The organism is Ruegeria sp. E1, assembly GCF_056534225.1.
On sequence record NZ_JBQFPE010000004.1, the window covers coordinates 309,863 to 327,825 of the forward strand.

16 protein-coding genes are annotated in these 17,963 nt (G+C 58.8%); 11 read left to right on the plus strand and 5 right to left on the minus strand.

Features of this window, described 5'->3' with window-relative positions:
- The first annotated feature begins 3 nt into the window (after nucleotides 1-3).
- Nucleotides 4-1,074, plus strand: a complete 1,071-nt coding sequence (locus tag ACR0FG_RS07020) for a site-2 protease family protein (RefSeq protein WP_480891418.1) — start codon at nucleotides 4-6, stop codon at nucleotides 1,072-1,074.
- Nucleotides 1,075-1,080: 6 nt separating this feature from the next.
- Here the strand turns inward: ACR0FG_RS07020 and aroB are convergent, their stop codons facing one another.
- Together aroB and ACR0FG_RS07030 are read right to left on the minus strand one after the other, a co-directional pair.
- Complete coding sequence (aroB, locus tag ACR0FG_RS07025) at nucleotides 1,081-2,190, minus strand: 3-dehydroquinate synthase (RefSeq protein ID WP_480891420.1); 1,110 nt, start codon at nucleotides 2,188-2,190, stop codon at nucleotides 1,081-1,083.
- Nucleotides 2,191-2,778 (minus strand): shikimate kinase, encoded by a 588-nt coding sequence (locus ACR0FG_RS07030; RefSeq protein WP_480891422.1) that lies wholly within the window; start codon nucleotides 2,776-2,778, stop codon nucleotides 2,191-2,193.
- Nucleotides 2,779-2,857: 79 nt separating this feature from the next.
- On the opposite strand from ACR0FG_RS07030, the gene ACR0FG_RS07035 reads away from it, so the two are divergent.
- From ACR0FG_RS07035 to ACR0FG_RS07075, 9 genes are all read left to right on the plus strand, one after another.
- Nucleotides 2,858-3,007, plus strand: a complete 150-nt coding sequence (locus ACR0FG_RS07035; RefSeq protein WP_170711308.1) for a hypothetical protein — start codon at nucleotides 2,858-2,860, stop codon at nucleotides 3,005-3,007.
- Nucleotides 2,997-4,523: a hypothetical protein gene (locus ACR0FG_RS07040; RefSeq protein WP_480891425.1), complete on the plus strand. Its 1,527-nt coding sequence runs from the start codon at nucleotides 2,997-2,999 to the stop codon at nucleotides 4,521-4,523. Before ACR0FG_RS07035 ends, ACR0FG_RS07040 begins: the two co-directional genes overlap by 11 nt.
- Nucleotides 4,524-4,525: 2 nt before the next feature.
- A complete protein-coding gene (locus ACR0FG_RS07045) occupies nucleotides 4,526-5,473 on the plus strand; it encodes a site-specific tyrosine recombinase XerD (RefSeq protein WP_480891426.1) in 948 nt (315 codons plus the stop codon).
- A 72-nt stretch (nucleotides 5,474-5,545) separates the two neighbouring features.
- Nucleotides 5,546-6,853 carry an HlyC/CorC family transporter gene (locus tag ACR0FG_RS07050; RefSeq protein WP_170711305.1) on the plus strand — a complete coding sequence of 436 codons (1,308 nt, stop codon included), beginning with the start codon at nucleotides 5,546-5,548 and terminating at the stop codon, nucleotides 6,851-6,853.
- A 94-nt stretch (nucleotides 6,854-6,947) separates the two neighbouring features.
- Nucleotides 6,948-9,365, plus strand: coding sequence for a GcvT family protein (locus ACR0FG_RS07055; RefSeq protein ID WP_480891428.1), 2,418 nt, complete (start codon nucleotides 6,948-6,950; stop codon nucleotides 9,363-9,365).
- A gap of 31 nt (nucleotides 9,366-9,396) precedes the next feature.
- Complete coding sequence (locus tag ACR0FG_RS07060) at nucleotides 9,397-9,996, plus strand: nucleotidyltransferase family protein (RefSeq protein ID WP_480891431.1); 600 nt, start codon at nucleotides 9,397-9,399, stop codon at nucleotides 9,994-9,996.
- 757 nt (nucleotides 9,997-10,753) lie between these two features.
- The gene (locus tag ACR0FG_RS07065) at nucleotides 10,754-12,190 is read left to right on the plus strand and encodes a DegQ family serine endoprotease (RefSeq protein WP_480891434.1); all 1,437 of its coding nucleotides are present in this window, start codon (nucleotides 10,754-10,756) and stop codon (nucleotides 12,188-12,190) included.
- 163 nt (nucleotides 12,191-12,353) lie between these two features.
- Complete coding sequence (locus tag ACR0FG_RS07070) at nucleotides 12,354-13,034, plus strand: response regulator transcription factor (RefSeq protein WP_170711301.1); 681 nt, start codon at nucleotides 12,354-12,356, stop codon at nucleotides 13,032-13,034.
- Complete coding sequence (locus ACR0FG_RS07075; protein WP_480891437.1) at nucleotides 13,027-14,397, plus strand: ATP-binding protein; 1,371 nt, start codon at nucleotides 13,027-13,029, stop codon at nucleotides 14,395-14,397. Before ACR0FG_RS07070 ends, ACR0FG_RS07075 begins: the two co-directional genes overlap by 8 nt.
- A 32-nt stretch (nucleotides 14,398-14,429) precedes the next feature.
- Here the strand turns inward: ACR0FG_RS07075 and ACR0FG_RS07080 are convergent, their stop codons facing one another.
- Nucleotides 14,430-15,653, minus strand: coding sequence for a cytochrome P450 (locus tag ACR0FG_RS07080; RefSeq protein ID WP_480891440.1), 1,224 nt, complete (start codon nucleotides 15,651-15,653; stop codon nucleotides 14,430-14,432).
- A gap of 97 nt (nucleotides 15,654-15,750) precedes the next feature.
- Between ACR0FG_RS07080 and ACR0FG_RS07085 the strand changes: the two genes are divergently transcribed.
- On the plus strand, nucleotides 15,751-16,098 hold the full coding sequence (locus ACR0FG_RS07085) for a TfoX/Sxy family protein (RefSeq protein WP_170711298.1): 348 nt from the start codon (nucleotides 15,751-15,753) through the stop codon (nucleotides 16,096-16,098).
- A gap of 58 nt (nucleotides 16,099-16,156) precedes the next feature.
- Here ACR0FG_RS07085 and ndk read toward each other — a convergent pair whose 3' ends face one another.
- Both ndk and ACR0FG_RS07095 read right to left on the minus strand, forming a co-directional pair.
- Nucleotides 16,157-16,579, minus strand: a complete 423-nt coding sequence (ndk, locus tag ACR0FG_RS07090; protein ID WP_008757405.1) for a nucleoside-diphosphate kinase — start codon at nucleotides 16,577-16,579, stop codon at nucleotides 16,157-16,159.
- 103 nt (nucleotides 16,580-16,682) lie between these two features.
- Complete coding sequence (locus ACR0FG_RS07095) at nucleotides 16,683-17,885, minus strand: multidrug effflux MFS transporter (RefSeq protein ID WP_480891442.1); 1,203 nt, start codon at nucleotides 17,883-17,885, stop codon at nucleotides 16,683-16,685.
- Nucleotides 17,886-17,963 lie beyond the last annotated feature (78 nt).

A 17,963-nucleotide genomic window follows, 5' to 3' on the forward strand; every position in this document is an offset into this window, starting at 1 on the left:
ATCATGACATGGTCCTTCCCTCTCGGGCGTCTTTTCGGCTCGGAACTGAGGGTCCATGTCACCTTTTTTCTGCTGTTGGCATGGGTCGGGTTTGCCGCCTATTCCGATGGTGGGCTTTCCGCAGCGATTGAAAACCTCTTATTTGTGCTGGCGTTGTTTGCCTGCGTCGTTGCCCATGAATACGGCCATGCGATTATGGCGCGGCGTTATGGCATTCGCACACCCGATATCACTCTGTTGCCCATCGGTGGGCTGGCGCGGTTGGAACGGATGCCGCAAAAACCGATGCAAGAGGTTTGGGTTGCGCTGGCAGGACCAGCCGTCAACGTTGCGATCTGGCTGGTTCTGGTGATCCTTGGCGCAAGCACGCAGGTCGACACGCTGGCGCAGATCGATTCACCCCGCGCGGACCTGCTGGGCCGGTTGGCCTACGTGAACCTTCTGCTGGCCGCGTTTAACATGATACCCGCTTTTCCGATGGATGGCGGGCGTGTGTTTCGCGCTCTGCTTTGTCTGAAACTGGATCGGGTCAAAGCCACGCGCATTGCCGCGATCGGGGGGCAGATCGTAGCAGTGGGACTTGGCTTTCTGGGTCTGACAACCGGCAACCCCATTCTGGTGTTGATTGCCGTCTTTGTCTTTGTTTCCGCGAACGCCGAAAGCCAGGATGTTGCGCTGCGCGCAGCGACTCGCAGAGTGCTGGCCCGCGACGCGATGATCACCGAATTCCATGCGCTCACGCCCGAGGATACGCTCAGCACTGCGGCACAGGCCGTCATCCACACCACCCAGCATGAATTTCCGGTGCTGGACGGGAATGGGGCGATTCTGGGTTTTGTGACCCGCAACCGGTTGCTTGCCGCTCTGGCCAGTGAACACCCCAGATCCGAGCGGGCGATGACCATCATGAATACAGACATCCCCAAGGTCTTGCTGACCACCGGACTGAACAAGGTTCTGGAAGGGCTGCACAAGGGCGCGCCTGCGATAGCGGTCTGCACCAAGGCCGGACAGATGGTGGGCTACATCACCCGCGAGAACATCGGTGAACTGATGGTCATTCAGGGACGTTAGACCGCCTCAGCGGGCGGCCAGTGCGTCCTTGATCACTGCCATCACGGCGTCACGTGGCACGTCAGATGTAACAAAGGCCTGCCCGATGCCGCGCGCCAGAACAAAGTGCAACTGCCCGCCGATCACCTTTTTGTCCTGCGCCATCAGATCAACCAAAGCCTCAGCCGCTGGCAAGTCACCCGGAACGTCAGCCAGATCGGTTTTCATCCCCATCGCCCGCAGATGCGCCCGCACGCGGCTGGGGTCTTCCTGAGAACACAGGCCAAGGCGGGCGGACAACTCGAACGCCAGCGCACAGCCAAGTGCGACACCTTCCCCATGCAGCAGACGGTCGGAATAGCCGGTCGCGGCCTCCAGCGCGTGACAGAATGTATGGCCAAGGTTCAGCAACGCGCGGTCTCCCTGCTCGGTCTCATCGCGCGCAACGATGTCTGCCTTCATCTGGACCGACCGCGTTACGGCCTGCACACGCGCCGACATATCAGAAGGCAAAGACGGCCCGTTGAGCTCAAGCCATTCAAAGAACGCCGCATCACCCAGCAGCCCGTATTTGACCACCTCGCCATAGCCTGCAAGGAAATCCCGCGGCTGAAGCGAGTTCAGAATCGACGTGTCGGCCAGTACCAGCGAGGGCTGGTGGAACGCACCGATCAGGTTCTTGCCCTGCGGCGCATTGATCCCGGTCTTGCCCCCGACCGAGCTGTCGACCTGCGCCAGCAGAGAAGTTGGGATTTGTACAAACCGGACACCCCTGCGCATTACGGCCGCTGCAAAACCAACCAAATCGCCAATGACGCCGCCGCCAAAGGCCACGACAACGTCACGACGCTCGACCTTTTCGGCCAATAGCCACTCCACCGTGCGCTCAAAATGAGGCCAGCTTTTGGTGGCCTCTCCGGCTGGCAGCGCAAGTGTTGTCATCTCGATCCCTGCCGAGGCCAGACCGGCGCGCAATGCGTCCAGATGCAGGCTGGCAACCGTTTCGTCGGAGACAACTGCAACGCGCGCGCGCGGCAACAGTGGGGCGATAAACTCTCCGGCGCGCGACAGCAGGTCGGGCCCGATCTCGACATCGTAGGAACGTTCGCCCAGGTCGACATGTACGGTTTGATGCATTTATTTCCGTTCCAATACGTCCGGGCGCGTCAGCAAGGCCGCCAGAACCCGGTCCACCATATCTTCGATCGCAGTGTCGCCATCGGACTCTGCCACCAGATCGGCCTGCGCATAGACCGGAACGCGGGTCTCATACAGGGCGCGCAAGGTCGCATGTGGATCGGCGGTGCGCAACAATGGCCGCGTGTCCTTGTGACGGACACGGTTCCACAAAACCTCAAGATCGGCGCGCAACCAGACCGAGGCCCCTTTGTCCGAGATCATCTGTCGGTTCGCATCTGACAGAAATGCGCCGCCACCCGTTGATAATATTCCCTTTTTTTCGTCCAGCAGTCGCCCGATGACCTGACTTTCCTTGGTCCGAAAGAACGCCTCGCCATCGCGTTCGAATATCTCGGGGATGGTCATATTGGCTGCCGATTCGATCTCGGCATCGCTGTCGAGGAACGGAACACCCAGACGCGCCGCAAGCGCACGGCCCACGGCGGTCTTTCCGGCCCCCATCATGCCGACCATAACCACCGTTTTGTGCAGATCATATCGCTGCGTCGATCCGGTGGATAAGGGATTATGCTTAATTTCGCTCATTTCATCGTGAATGACGTGATCTTGGAAAAAATGCCAGTTATAACTTGGTCAAAATCAAAAATTGAGGCAGCGTTGACCCATGGGCCGTCTGATCAAGTTCCTGTTATACCTCATATGCCTGTGTTTCATCGGGTTGGTGGGCTATGCCTATATCGGCCCCTTCTTTGGCGCGGACTTTTCAGCACCCCAAAGCGAAATACGCGAGCCGGTCATCCTGAATGCCGACTAGAGCCACCCTGCTGGCGCTCTTTCTGGCAGGAACGGCGCAGGCTCAGACGCAAGAGCCTTTGTCCGCCATCGATTGGCTGACAAATCCGCCGGAAAACCTGCCGGGCACCGTGCTTCTTGAGCCACCCGTGACCGAGACCGGATTGCAGCCGGATGTGCAGGTGACGCCTCTGGGGACGCTTTCGCCGCCGCTTGGGCTGGTGGCGTCCTCCGTTACAGGGTTGCCGGTCGATATGTGGCAAGGCAGCGATTCCGCACGTCTTGCGCAATTGATCGAAAGCGTACCGGTCAAGTCCAACCCCGCTATGCAGCGCCTGCTGTTTACGCTGCTTCTGTCTGAGGCACGCGCACCATCCGGCCCGGATACGCGGGACGTGCTGCTGATGGCCCGGCTGAACCGGCTGATGCAGCTTGGTGCGGCAGATCCGGTGCAATCTCTGGTGCAACTGGCCGGACCAACGGATTCGCAGGATCGGTTCCGGCAGTGGTTTGACGCAACGCTGCTGACCGGTGATGAAGATCGCAGTTGCAGCGCGCTTATCGCCCAGCCCAGCCTCTCGCGGGACTATGCCGCGCAAATCTTTTGCAAGGCCCGCCGCGGGGATTGGGCATCAGCCGCGCTGACGCTTGAGGCCGCGCACGCGCTTGAGGTTCTGCCGCCCGACGAACTTGCGCTGCTGGATCGTTTCCTCAGCCCGGAACTGTTCGAAGGGGCCGAGTATCTGCCCGAGCCCCAAGACCCCGACCCGCTGACCTTTCGCCTGTTCGAAGCGATCGGAGAGCGGCTGCCCACAGCATCCCTGCCCCGTGGGTTTGCCAATGCCGACCTGCGCGATGTAGCCGGATGGAAAGCTCAGGTCGAAGCTGCCGAACGGCTGACCCGGATCGGGGCTTTGACTCCCAACCAGTTGCTGGGCCTCTATACAGAGCGCGCGCCAGCCGCGTCCGGCGCGGTCTGGGATCGGGTTGCCGCCATTCAGAAATTTGAAACCGCCCTTCAATCCGGCGACCGCAAAGCCATTGCCAAACGACTGGGCATCGTGTGGCAGCAGATGCAATCTGTCGGTCTGCAAGTTCCCTTTGCGGAACTTTTTGCAGAAAGACTTTCGAATCTGCCGCTGAAGGACGATCAGGCCGAGAATCTGCGGTGGCGCATTCTTTTGCTGTCCGAGATGTATGAAGAGGCAGCGCGTTCAGTCCCCAATGGCCCCTCTGCAAACCAGTTTCTGGCGGCCTTGGCCATGGGCGATCCGGGCAGCGCTGCGTCGCCTTCCCCGCTGGCGGACGCGATTGCCGAAGGGTTCGCATGGTCGCCCCCCATCCCCTCCGACATCGACGCGCTGCTACGCAACGATCAACTGGGCGAGGCGATTCTGGAATCCATGATCCTGTTTGCCCAGGGCGCGCGCGGCAATCTCGTTGACCTGACCGCCGCTATTTCCACGTTCCGTCGCGTTGGCCTAGAAGACACGGCCCGACGTGCGGCATTGCAGTTGATGATCCTGAACGGAGCCTAACCATGCCCGCGCCCACCGCCCAGGACCAGTGGATTTCGACATTCCTCGAAGCGCAAGCGGCCGAGCTTGGGGCTGCGACCAATACGCTGCTAGCTTATGGGCGCGACCTACAGGATTTCTCGGGCTGGCTGGACCGCCACAAATCGGATTTTGCATCCGCCGACCGGGACCGGATCGAGGGTTATCTGATCGATTGTGATGCGCAAGGCCTGTCGCGGTCGACCCGGGCGCGGCGTCTGTCCGCCATCAAACAGCTTTATCGGTTTGCGTTCGAGGAAGGCTGGCGTGACACCAACCCGGCCATTCAGATCAAAGGCCCCGGTCGGCAGAAGCGCCTGCCGAAAACGCTGGATGTACCCGAAGTGGACCGTTTGCTGGACGCAGCGCGCCAGACAGGCCGCAGCACGGCAGACAAGGTGCGCAACACCTGCCTGATGGAACTGCTCTATGCGACAGGAATGCGGGTGACGGAGTTGGTGTCTTTGCCCGTCTCATCCGCTCGCGGTGATCCGCGCATGTTGCTGGTTTTGGGCAAAGGCGGGAAAGAGCGTATGGTCCCTTTGTCCCCCCCCGCGCGCGAGGCGCTGGCCGCATGGCTGATCCTACGCGATGAGGCCGAGGGGAATACCGTAGCGAAAGGCGGGCAAAAATCTCTGTTTCTATTCCCCTCGCGCGGCAAGTCCGGACATCTGACACGTCACCGGTTCTTTCTGCTGGTCAAGGAGTTGGCAGTCGCAGGAGGTGTATCGCCCGACAAGGTGACACCGCATACCCTGCGCCATGCTTTCGCGACGCATCTGCTGGCCAATGGGGCCGATTTACGCTCGATTCAGACGCTGTTGGGCCATGCGGATGTGGCGACCACGGAAATCTATACCCATGTTCTGGACGAACGTTTGTCGGAACTGGTGCTGGAACACCACCCATTGGCCAAGGATGACGACCCCTAACAGGGCTAACCCCTTGATCATGAGGGTCCGCGCCCCCATAACGGATGCAGCAAAAAGAATATTCAAGGACCGATGGAACCCACCTCCACCCTGCTTGATGGCGCTTTCTGGATCACGTCCGGCTCCATCCTTCTTCTGCTCGTATTGTCGGGCTTCTTCTCAGGATCTGAAACCGCGCTGACCGCCTCGTCCCGGGGCAAGCTGAGGGCGCAGGCAGACAAAGGATCCCGGGGCGCGCAAACCGCGCTGGACATTACCGACGACAACGAACGTCTGATCGGTTCGGTCCTGCTGGGCAACAACCTTGTAAACATCCTTGCGACGTCGCTTGCGACAGCCCTGTTCACGCGACTGTTTGGTGAAAGCGGCGTTGCACTGGCGACGCTGGTCATGACCCTGCTGGTGCTGATCTTCGCCGAGGTGCTGCCCAAAACCTATGCCATTACCAACGCCGAGAAAGCGGCCTCGCTTGTGGCGCCGGTGATTAGCATTGTGGTTACAGTGTTTTCACCCGTGGTCGCCGCCGTCCGCCTGCTGGTCCGTGGCGTCTTGCGTGTGTTCGGCGTGCAAATCGACCCTGACAGCAACATTCTGGCGGTGCGAGAGGAAATCGCCGGTGCCCTGCAACTGGGTCATTCCGAGGGCGTGGTCGAAAAAGAAGATCGCGACCGTATCCTGGGTGCATTGGATCTTGGTGACCGCACGGTAGAAGAGATCATGCTGCATCGCTCGAATATCGAAATGATTGATGCCGATGACGAACCCGAAGCCATTCTGAAACAGTGTCTCGAAAGCTCGCACACACGCCTGCCAGTATTTCGTGAGGAACAAGAGAATATCGTGGGCGTCGTCCATGCCAAGGATCTGTTCCGCGCCATGTATGCGCAGGTCGGCGGTGCCGATGGCGACTCAGAGCGGCTCAAGTCATTCGACATTTCCAAGGTCGCCAATGACCCATACTTCGTGCCCGACACCACCACGCTGGACGACCAGATGCGGGAATTCCTGCGAATGCACAGCCATTTCGCTTTGGTCGTGGACGAATACGGCTCTTTGCGCGGACTGATCACGCTTGAGGATATTCTGGAAGAAATCGTAGGCGAGATCGCGGACGAGTTTGACATCGAAGAAGACGTGCCCGTCACCCGCACCGAAGACGGCCAATATCTGGTCGAAGGGGCCATGACCATCCGCGACGTCAATCGCGCGCTTGAATGGTCGCTTCCCGATGAAGAGGCCAATACCGTGGCGGGGCTGGTCATCCACGAAGCGCAGATGATTCCAATCGTCGGCCAGGTGTTTTCCTTCCACGGCTTCCGGTTCGAAGTTACGGGCCGCGAAGGGAACCGGATCACCGAGTTGAAGGTCAGGCTGCTCTAGCCCCACACCTGACAAAAGCGACACCCACCGTCGCTCATGCGACAGAACCCGGGGATCACACTCTGCACCGTCGCGGCATAAATCGGAGGTGCAGATGAAAAATACGTGTCAGGTAGCCGTCATTGGCGGCGGCGTCGTTGGATGTTCGGTGTTGTATCACCTGACCAAGCTGGGCTGGTCGGATGTAATGCTTCTGGAACGCTCTGAACTGACCAGCGGCTCGACCTGGCATGCTGCGGGCGGGTTTCATACCCTGAACGGCGACACGAATATGGCCGCGCTGCAGGGCTATACGATCCGGCTGTATAAAGAGCTGGAAGAGATCACGGGCATGTCCTGCGGGCTGCACCATGTGGGCGGTGTCACATTGGCCGACAATCAGGACCGGTTCGACATGCTGCTGGCCGAACGCGCCAAGCACCGTTTTATGGGTCTGGAAACTGAAATTGTCGGCCCGGAAGAGATCAAAAAGATCGCTCCGATCACCAATACAGACGGTATCATCGGCGCGCTGTACGATCCGCTGGACGGGCATCTGGACCCGTCCGGCACCACTCATGCCTATGCCAAGGCGGCGCGTATGGGCGGTGCCACGATCGAAACGCATTGCATGGTGCGCGAAACCAACCAGCGGGCTGATGGCACCTGGGATGTTGTTACCAACAAAGGGATCATCCATGCCGAGCATGTCGTGAACGCGGGGGGCCTTTGGGCGCGCGAGGTCGGCGCGATGGCGGGTGTCTATTTTCCACTGCATCCGATGGAGCATCAGTATCTGGTGACGGATACAATCCCGCAGATCGAGGCGATCATCGATGCGGGCGGCGAGCATCCGCATGTGATGGACCCTGCCGGCGAAAGCTATCTGCGGCAGGAAGGGCGCGGATTGTGTATCGGATTTTACGAGCAGCCCTGCAAACCATGGGCAGTGGACGGAACCCCGTGGGAGTTCGGGCACGAACTGTTGCCGGATGACTACGACAAGATCACCGACAGCATCGAGTTCGCTTATAAACGCTTCCCGGTTCTGGCCGAGGCTGGCGTGAAATCAGTGATCCACGGACCGTTCACCTTTGCGCCTGACGGTAACCCTCTGGTCGGGCCGGTGCCCGGAATGCAGAATTACTGGTCGGCCTGCGGCGTCATGGCAGGCTTTTCTCAGGGCGGTGGCGTTGGTCTGACACTTGCGCAATGGATGATCGAGGGCGAGCCCGAACGGGATGTGTTTGCCATGGATGTTGCGAGGTTCGGTGACTGGATCAGCCCCGGCTACACGCGCCCAAAGGTAATCGAAAACTACCAGAAACGGTTCAGCGTCGCCTATCCAAACGAGGAACTGCCAGCGGCACGACCCAACCGGACCACTCCGATGTACGACATTTTCAGCGATATGGGCGCGGTCTGGGGGCAGCAATACGGGTTGGAAGTTCCGAACTATTTTGCCCAGAACGGCGAACCTGAGTATGAGACGCCATCCTTCCGCCGGTCTGACGCATTCGACGCCACCGGGCGTGAGGTACGTGCCGTTCGTGAAGGTGTTGGCATTAACGAGGTCCACAATTTTGGCAAATATCGCATTACCGGTACTGGTGCGCGTGGCTGGCTGGACCGGATCATGGCGGGCCGCATTCCTCAACCCGGACGCCTGTCACTGACCCCGATGCTGTCGCCCAAAGGTAAGCTGATCGGCGATTTCACCGTGTCTTGTCTGAGCGAGACTGAGTTCCAACTGACGGCGTCTTACGGCAGTCAGGCGTTTCACATGCGGTGGTTCCAGCAGAATGCGCAGGCAGATGCCTTAGTCGAAAACATCAGTGACCGGCTAAACGGATTTCAGATCGCAGGCCCGAATGCCGCCGAGGTGTTGGCTGCATGTACACGCGACAACATATCGGATTTCAGATTTCTTGATGTCCGTCGTATGACCGTTGGCATGACGGACTGCACCGTTCAACGGGTCAGCTACACCGGTGATTTGGGGTTTGAAATCTATTGTGACCCGATGGCTCAGCGCCAGCTTTGGTGGACGTTGTGGCAGGCCGGACGGCCTCACGGAATGGTCCCCTTCGGGATGCGTGCGATGATGAGCCTGCGGCTGGACAAGTTCTTTGGCTCATGGATGCGGGAATTTTCACCCGATTATACGGCAGCCGAAACCGGCTTGGATCGGTTTATCTCGTTCACCAAGAATGCGGACTTCATTGGGCGCGCGGCGGCAAAGGCTGAACAGGCTGCAGGTCCCCTGCGCAAGCTGGTTGCCTTCGATGTGGATGCGGCAGATACGGATGTAAACGCCTATGAACCGATTTGGCTGGACGGAGCGGTCGTCGGGTTCTGTACGTCTGGTGGATATTCTCACTATTCACGAAAATCGGTTGCGATTGGGTTCCTGCCGACGGACAAGATTGAAGATGGGCTTGAAGTCGAGATTGAGATTCTGGGTCAGATGCGAAAGGCACGCGTGATTTCCACGCCCTTGTTTGATCCTGAAGGGTCGCGAATGCGGGGATGACACGCACCGTCCTGCGCGGCATGGTGGTATCATGAAACAGGTCCCGGTAATCCTGCTGGCCGCAGGCCAATCCAGCCGCATGGGCGGCACTGACAAGCTGTTGCAACCCGTTGACGGAATGCCGCTTCTGCGTCGCTCGGCGCAGCTGGCTCTGGCCGTTGGTCCGGTGGTCGTTGCCCTGCCCCCCCAGCCTCACCCCCGCTACGCGGCGCTGGATGGGCTTGATGTGCATCGGGTCGCGGTCCACGATGCCGCCGAAGGCATGAATGCCAGCCTGCGCAGCGCCGTGGCTGCGCTTGCTACCGACCCTGAAGCAGTGATGGTTTTACTGGCGGATTTGCCGGATCTTACCAGGCACGACTTGCTGTCCGTGCTGCAATCCACAGAAACGCACCCGGACAATCTGATCTGGCGCGGGGCAACCGAGGACCTGATGCCCGGACATCCGGTGATTTTCGACAGATCCCTATTTGGCCAATTGTTGAGTTTGACAGGAGACGGCGGAGCGCAATCGGTGGTCAAAAGTTGCGGGGATAAAGTTCACCTGCATCCCCTGCCAAATCAAAATGCGCGACTGGACTTGGACACTCCGCAAGATTGGGCCGAGTGGCAAGCGCGGCGCGAAGACTGAAACCACGCCCGTCCCAAACAGAAAACGACCCGGCCTATGAAGGCCGGGCCGTTGCCCAAAAACAGGACTACCACTTTCACCAATCTCAACAAGCGCAGCCAATCTGCCTGAACGGCCTACCGACTTTTCCGCAGCCTAACCTAAACAAGACCCCCTCGTTAACATGCCGCTCCACGCTTTGGAGACTGAGATATGCCTTTGACACCCCCTAGTGTCGCAGGCCCCCTCACTTGGGCAATTACATCGTCGCCTATCAGTTGCGTTCAAACAACGTAAAATTGGTCTAAAAGGGTGATTTTCACGAATCCGGACTTGCAATTGCGCAACATGGCGCAAGTCAAGCTTCCCGCTTTAGTTGCATGACCTAAGGTAAAGAGATCGCGAATAGCGCGCCAGACGCTCAATAAAGGCGAGATCATTCTTCTATTACATCATTCTAGAGAACAACCCGTGGGGTTTGCTCACACGCCTCACAACCTATAATTGAGCGGTAGTTTCACGCGGTCGAGAGCCATTTCTTTGTTAACAAATTTGACTCAATTCAATGATTTTATGCTCTTGAAGTCCAAATAGGCAACAATCCACCGATTCGCGTACTGCCATCCGCGTGATTCTGCACGCTGCAACTGTGGCAGAAGACTCTCCGAAAGTGGCAAAATTAAGGTTTCTTAATCTGTTACTCAGGTTTCACCAATACTCGTGCTTCATCTCCTGTCCCAAGCGCGGATCAAACCGCCAAACACAGACAGGAGTCATAATGAGCATCCGTAAATCCTCACTGCTTTTCCCTCGCACTTCCAACTGGATCGGAGTCGGCGCGCTGGGTGCAGCAATGCTGGCAACAACCGCCCTGCCCTCGATGGCGGACGAAGCTCTGGCAGATCTGGTGGAATCCGTCTCGCCATCGGTTGTCACCATCATTGCCGAGCAAAAAGCAGCTCCGGCACCGGCTCAGGGACAGGAGTTCAATTTCGAAGGCCACCCATTCGGAGAGTTCTTCAAGCGATTTGGCGGCCCTGAAGGCTTTCAAATGCCGGACCGTGGCCCGGGTCAGGGCCTGGGCTCTGGCTTTGTACTGGACGCTGACGGGTATATCGTCACCAACCACCATGTCGTTGACAACGCCGATACCGTCACGGTTCGCCTGAGCGACGACCGCTCGTTCGAGGCTGAAATTGTTGGCACCGACCCGCTGACCGATATTGCAGTCCTCAAGATCGATGCGGGTGATGACCTGCAGGCCGTTCAACTGGGCGACAGCGACGTCATCCGCGTTGGCGAAGATGTTGTGGCCATCGGCAACCCGTTCGGCCTTAGCTCAACCGTCACCACCGGCATTGTTTCGGCCAAAGGCCGCAACATCTCGGAAGGCCCCTATGCTGAATTCATCCAGACGGATGCAGCCATCAACAAGGGCAACTCGGGTGGTCCGCTGTTCAATATGAATGGCGAAGTGATCGGCGTGAATTCGGCCATTTATTCGCCAAGCGGCGGATCAGTTGGGCTTGGGTTTGCCGTGACTTCAAACATCGTGGACCACATCACCACCGACCTGCGCGATGACGGAGAGGTCAGCCGTGGCTGGTTGGGTGTTTCGATCCAGAATGTCAGCCCGCAATTGGCGGCCGCTTTGGGTATCGATGCGACCTCGGGCGCGTTGGTCGCCGATGTTGTGGATGGTAGCCCGGCAGATGGCAGCCTGCAACAGGGTGACGTGATTCTTACATTCAACGATGATCCCGTCGACTCCAGCAGCGATCTGCCGATCCTTGTTGGAACCACCAAAGTAGGCACCGACAGCGTTCTGACCGTTCTGCGGGATGGTAAGGAGCAGCAAGTCGAACTGACAATCGGCCAACATCAGTCGGCCGAAGCGCAGATCGACACCAGCGTCGATGACAAGTTCGAAGGTATGTCGCTGGGTGTCACTGTCGCACCGCTGACGGAAACCGCTCGCGCTGAAATGGGCGTATCAGAAGGTGTTGATGGTGTGGTTGTCACCGATCTTCAGCCTGAAAGCCCTGCGGCCAAGGCCGGATTGCAGCGCGGAGACGTCATTGTCCGGTTGGGTGAACAGGACACAATCACCCCGGATGCACTGAAAACGGCGCTGGAAAGCGAAAAGACTGATCCGGCGCTGTTGCTGATCAATCGTGGCGGCAATCAGATATTCGTCGCGGTCGAGATCGCCTGACACAACGCCTAAGTGCGCCACATGATGGGGAAATCTGGCGCACTTATTCCGGCAGGCGCGGATTGTCCACGCGCCGCCGGAGCGGCCGGGTGCGGCAGCGCACCCGGCCTGTTTTTTTGGGAGACAGAGTATGTTTATATCACGAGTAAAAGGAGCCCCGACCATGAGCAGACGCCTGTTGATCGTTGAAGATGACGAAGAAACACGGGACTTCATTGCCAAGGGCTTTGGCGAAGAAGGGTATGTGGTTGAGGTCGCCTCGGACGGTCGCGAAGGTTTGTACCACGCGACGGACGGCGGGTTTGACGCGGTGGTGCTGGACCGGATGCTGCCGGGGCTGGATGGTTTGTCTCTGATCAAGTCCATGCGAGCGGCCGGCCTGAAAACCCCGGTTCTGATGCTGACCGCCATGAGCGCGGTTGACGAACGCGTCAAAGGGCTGCGCGCGGGTGCCGATGACTATCTGGTCAAGCCTTTCTCGTTTCAGGAACTACACGCCCGGATCGAGGCTCTGCTGCGCCGCCCGCAGGAGGCCGAGGAAACCCCGACCCTGACCTGCCGCGATCTGGAAATGGACCTGCTGACCCGCAAGGTCACACGTGGCGAGCGTGAGATCACTCTGACCCCGCGCGAGTTCCAGATTCTTGAGTTCTTCCTGCGCCGCAAGAACCGCGTCGTGTCGCGGACCATGCTGCTGGAAGGCGTCTGGGATTATCATTTCGACCCCAATACCAACGTTGTTGATGTCCATATCTCGAAACTGCGCCGTCAGTTGGATGAGGACGGGGCCAATCCGATAATTGAAACCGTTCGGGGTGCAGGATACATGGTATCGGATGCCTAACATCCTGCTTTCGTTCAAAAACTCTCGGACGCGGCTGGTGCTGGCCAGCATGGTGCTTAGCACATTGCTGACGGCAACCATTCTGGCGATGGTCTATTTCACCGCCAACCGGACGATCGCGAGCGAAACCCGGTCGGTCGTGTCTGCCGAACTGACCGGCCTTGCGGATGAGTATGAACGGCGGGGCTTGATCGGGCTGATAGATGCAATCGACCGTCGCCTGCCTACGGCAGCCGATCGCGATGCGCTTTATCTGCTGACCGGGCGGCAAGGGACGAAGCTGACCGGCAACCTCGTACGCTGGCCACCGGATGTTGTCGCGGGCAGCGGCTGGGTCGAGCTGCAGCTGCGCAAAGGCGACACCGATGAGTATGTTCCGATCTCGGCCGCCTCGATCCGCCTGCCTGGCGGCGAACGTCTTTTGGTCGGTCGCGACGCGCTGGCACGGCAGCAATTCGACCGTATCCTGTTCCGTTCCGTGGCGCTGGCGCTGGTTACGGCGTTCGCGCTCAGCCTGTTGACAGGATGGTTGCTGACCCGCCTCGTGTTCTCACGTCTCAAGGATTTTGCCGATACCGCCGACAACATCGTATCAGGTGATCTGTCGCTACGGATGCCACTACGCGGCACTGGTGACGAGTTTGATCAGGTGGCTGGCACCCTGAACAACATGCTGGACAGAATCGAAGAACTGATCAGCAACCTGCGCACGACGTCGAATTCCATTGCCCATGACCTGCGCTCACCCCTGTCGCGTCTTCAGCAACGGGTCGAAGCTTTGTCCGATCCCGGTAAGGCCGATGCCGAACGTGAGATCGATCTGGCCCGCGCGACCGGTGAAATCGAGCATGTGTTGCGTGTTCTGACCCAACTGACCGAAATCTCGCGCGCCGAGGCAGGTCTGGGTCGCGAACAGTTCGAGCCTGTAAACCTGCAGCAACTGGTTGGCGATGTGGTCGAGCTGTATGAGCCTGTCGCCTCGGATCAGAACATTCGGCTTGAGGTCAAAGGCGGCGCTGACCCGATCCAGGGGCATCGCCCATTGCTCTCACAGGCGCTGTCCAACCTGCTGGAAAACGCGATGCGCTATGCCCCCGCAGGCACGGCGATCACCGTCGAAATCCGCGAAGATGCTGACTTTGCGCTGCTTAGCGTGCGCGACCGGGGCCCCGGCGTGCCCGAGAGCGATCTGCCAAAGTTGCAGATGCCCTTCGTAACCCTTGATCCGGCACGGACCGAGCGGAATGCAGGACTTGGTCTGGCGCTGGTCGCCGCAATCTCGCATATGCATGGCGGCAAGTTCATCGCACGCAATCGCAAACCGGGGCTTGAAACCATTCTGACGCTTGCGCAGAACGCATAGATCAAGACCACCTTATATGGTTCTGTTATAAATCAAATTTTCGCAGGAAGCGACGCGTATCCCCGGAACCGAATCCGGCCTCCCTTCTGTCGGGACGGCAGCAGCTTATAACTTGGATACCGGTGCAAGAACCGTCCCAGGGCGACCCGCCCTTCCAGCCGTGCAAGCGTCAGGCCGACGCAGACATGTGGGCCACCAGCAAAGGCCAGATGCCGGTTGGGTTTGCGCGTGATGTCGAACCGCTCTGGATCATCGAACACCGCAGGGTCACGATTGGCAGCTCCAATACACAGGTGCAGGTTCGTGCCCTTGGGAATGTTCAGGCCTTCCAGTTCCAGATCGGCGGTGGTTTCCCGATTGCCAAATTGGTTTGGCGATCGAAAACGCAGCACCTCTTCAACGGCCATGTTGATCAGGCTGTCATCTTCCAGCAGACGCTGGCGCTGATCAGGGTGGTCGTGCAACAGGGCCAGCCCGTTGCCGATCAGGTTGGTCGTGGTCTCATGCCCCGCATTCAGGATGAAGATGCAATTCTGCAGCAATTCGATCTCGCTCAGCTGCTCATCCGCCCCCTCGCCCCGGATCAAACGGGTCAGAACATCGGTTTCCGGATCACCCGGGCTGGCGCGGCGGCGGGCAACCAGGTCTTTGAGATAGGCTTTGAACTCGGTCACTGCCCTGTGCCCGTTGGCCAGTTGCGCCTCGGTCAAGGTCGGTTCCAGAGCGCCCAGAATGGCCAGCGACCAATCTCGAAGTGGCCCGCGTTCGGACATGGGCACATCCAGCAGGTTGCCGATGATCTGGATCGGAATGGTCGAGGCGAAATCCTCGATCAGATCCACTTGTTCCCTCTCCGCCATCGCGTCCAGCAAAGCGTCGACGGTTTCGATCAACCCCGGCTCCATCCGGGCAATAGCGCGCGGCGTCAGGGCCGACGTCATAATCTTGCGCACGCGCGTGTGCAGCGGTGGGTCAGAGAAGACCAGCGAAGTGGTGTGATGTTCGAAAAGCGGAGAACCAGCGCCGAACTTCGGACCGAAGGCGGCTTTCTTGTCAGAAGAATACAGAGTGGTGTCGCGATAGATCCGATCCAGATCAGTGTGTCGCGACAACAGGACCGAGCCATCGGGCTGCGGCAAGACCGGAGCGTGCTGCAACAAAGCATCATAGAAGGGAAACGGATCATCGATGAAACCGTCCGGCGGGTTCATCAGATTCAGATTTTGCACCATATCTTCGTGGCTTACGCGGCTCATCGCATCTTCGCCTCCCTCGCTCCTGCCTAACGCATGAAACCTGCCCAGACAACTCTGCAAGGGTGACAGCAGATACCGGTCGCGCTAAAACCAAGGCATGTCTGATCCCGTCTCATCCATTCGAAACCTTGGTCCAGCGTTCGAACAGGCCTGCGCGCGTGCGGGCATCCATTCGGCGCAACAGTTGCGGGACATGGGCGCGGATGAGGCCTATGCGCGCCTGCTGCAATCGGGCTCGCGCCCGCATTTCATCGGATATTATGTGCTGGTGATGGGATTGCAGGGCCGTCCTTGGAACGACTGTAAAGGCGACGAGAAAAAAGCGCTGCGCAAACGGTTTGACGCAATCAAGGCCAGTGTCAGTCGCGCCCCGGAAAGTCAGATAATCTCGGACCTTGATGCGGTGGGCGTTCGCGTGACCGCAGCTGACCTAAAACTCGTCTAAGAACGAAAAAAGGCCGCCCCGGTGAGGAGCGACCCGATCTTTTCACCGAAGCAGTGGCTTAGCCGACCAGCTCGATACCCGAGAAGAAATAGGCGATCTCAACCGCTGCTGTTTCCGGGGCGTCCGAGCCGTGGACCGAGTTTTCGCCAACCGATTCAGCGAACTCGGCGCGGATGGTGCCGGGTGCTGCGTCTGCGGGGTTGGTTGCGCCCATGACTTCGCGGTTCTTGGCAATGGCGCCTTCGCCTTCCAGAACCTGAACAACAACCGGAGCCGACGACATGAATTCGCACAGTTCGTCATAGAACGGACGCTCGGCGTGCACGTCATAGAACTTGCCTGCTTGCGCTTTGGTCATGTGGATGCGCTTTTGTGCAACGATACGCAGACCGGCTTCTTCGAACTTGGCGTTGATCTTGCCAGTCAGGTTGCGGCGGGTTGCATCGGGTTTGATGATCGAGAATGTGCGTTCCAGTGCCATATCGGCCTCTCCTTACTATAGGGCGCGGGCTGTGCGCCGAAATCCATCGCGCGCCGCCTACCATGGTATTTGCCTTATGGAAAGTGGAATGATGCGCTGCGGGTCAGATCGCGTTTGGCAGCGGGTCGATACGATCGACGCGACGAACATATAGCACAGCCAAAAGACCGACGAAGCTGCAGCCAAACATCATGCCCAGCACCAGATACGGCCCATTTTCAGGGCTGACAAAAGCTCCGGTCGCTAGGGTCAATACAGCCCCCAAAGCGACAATCAGTGCACCAGACAGCCCTGCAGCACTGCCTGCCAGCTTGGGGCGAACCGACATAACCCCGGCCGAAGCATTGGCATTGGTCAACCCGTTCCCGAAACCCACACAAATTGCCGAGCCAAAAAACACCCAAACCGAACCCAGGCCACCAATAAACAAAAGCAATCCGCAGAACGGCCCGATCGAGGCAACGATGCGCCCGATGAGGATCATGGTGGTAAGACGGGTTTGGGCTGCAATCTGCCCTGTTACGAAGTTTCCGACCATAAAGCCGCCGGTGATGATCCCGATCCCCAGCCCAAGCATCGCCGGGCTCAGATCGAACCAGACAGCAGCCACCAAAGGCGCGCCGGTGATAAAGCTGAAAAAGCCGCCAATAGAAAAGGCTGCGCAGAACGCATACCCCCAAAACCGTCGGGCACGGAACAGATGAGGATACTCTCTGAACTGGGCCGCAAATGTCGCGGACCGGTTGGCATTCGTCTCTCCCATGTCCAGCCACAACAGCAGCAGCATTCCCGCGCCGAAAATCGAATACAGAACGAACCCGGCACGCCAGCCGAACAGCATGTCCAGCGCCCCGCCCAACATCGGCCCCAACATCGGGGCCAGCGCCATCGCCATCGCAACATAGCCCAGTTTGCTGGCGGCCTCGTTCGGCGCATATAGGTCGCGGATCGATGCGCTGGACAGTACCGGCCCGGCAACCACCGCTGCCTGAAGCAGTCGAAACCCGAGAAACACCCATATCGTCTCGGCCAGCACACAACCCAGCGAGGCGCATGTGAAAATACCCATGCAAATCAGCAGGATGGGTCGGCGCCCGAACCGATCAGACAAGGGGCCGACGATCAGTTGCAAAACCGCAGACACCGCCAGATACCCGGCCACAGACAGGTTGATCAGTGCGTAGTCGACCTGAAAATCCTCTGCCATTCGGGCCAGCGACGGCAAAAACATGTTCAGTGTCAGCACAGACAGGGCCGTGGCGAAAATCAGTGTGACCAACGAAGGAGGCGTCCGTGCAGCGCGCATGATGAAAACCGCTAAGAAAAAGCAACCCGATCAGCGCTAACATATTGCCAGCATTTTGAACATGCCAAGCCGCTGGCG

Coding starts and splice junctions, on each gene's coding strand:
- ACR0FG_RS07020 (WP_480891418.1), top strand. CDS start 4: ATGACATGGTCCTTCCCTCTCGGGCGTCTTTTCGGCTCGGAACTGAGG.
- aroB (WP_480891420.1), bottom strand. CDS start 2,190: ATGCATCAAACCGTACATGTCGACCTGGGCGAACGTTCCTACGATGTC.
- ACR0FG_RS07030 (WP_480891422.1), bottom strand. CDS start 2,778: ATGAGCGAAATTAAGCATAATCCCTTATCCACCGGATCGACGCAGCGA.
- ACR0FG_RS07035 (WP_170711308.1), top strand. CDS start 2,858: ATGGGCCGTCTGATCAAGTTCCTGTTATACCTCATATGCCTGTGTTTC.
- ACR0FG_RS07040 (WP_480891425.1), top strand. CDS start 2,997: ATGCCGACTAGAGCCACCCTGCTGGCGCTCTTTCTGGCAGGAACGGCG.
- ACR0FG_RS07045 (WP_480891426.1), top strand. CDS start 4,526: ATGCCCGCGCCCACCGCCCAGGACCAGTGGATTTCGACATTCCTCGAA.
- ACR0FG_RS07050 (WP_170711305.1), top strand. CDS start 5,546: ATGGAACCCACCTCCACCCTGCTTGATGGCGCTTTCTGGATCACGTCC.
- ACR0FG_RS07055 (WP_480891428.1), top strand. CDS start 6,948: ATGAAAAATACGTGTCAGGTAGCCGTCATTGGCGGCGGCGTCGTTGGA.
- ACR0FG_RS07060 (WP_480891431.1), top strand. CDS start 9,397: ATGAAACAGGTCCCGGTAATCCTGCTGGCCGCAGGCCAATCCAGCCGC.
- ACR0FG_RS07065 (WP_480891434.1), top strand. CDS start 10,754: ATGAGCATCCGTAAATCCTCACTGCTTTTCCCTCGCACTTCCAACTGG.
- ACR0FG_RS07070 (WP_170711301.1), top strand. CDS start 12,354: ATGAGCAGACGCCTGTTGATCGTTGAAGATGACGAAGAAACACGGGAC.
- ACR0FG_RS07075 (WP_480891437.1), top strand. CDS start 13,027: ATGCCTAACATCCTGCTTTCGTTCAAAAACTCTCGGACGCGGCTGGTG.
- ACR0FG_RS07080 (WP_480891440.1), bottom strand. CDS start 15,653: ATGAGCCGCGTAAGCCACGAAGATATGGTGCAAAATCTGAATCTGATG.
- ACR0FG_RS07085 (WP_170711298.1), top strand. CDS start 15,751: ATGTCTGATCCCGTCTCATCCATTCGAAACCTTGGTCCAGCGTTCGAA.
- ndk (WP_008757405.1), bottom strand. CDS start 16,579: ATGGCACTGGAACGCACATTCTCGATCATCAAACCCGATGCAACCCGC.
- ACR0FG_RS07095 (WP_480891442.1), bottom strand. CDS start 17,885: ATGCGCGCTGCACGGACGCCTCCTTCGTTGGTCACACTGATTTTCGCC.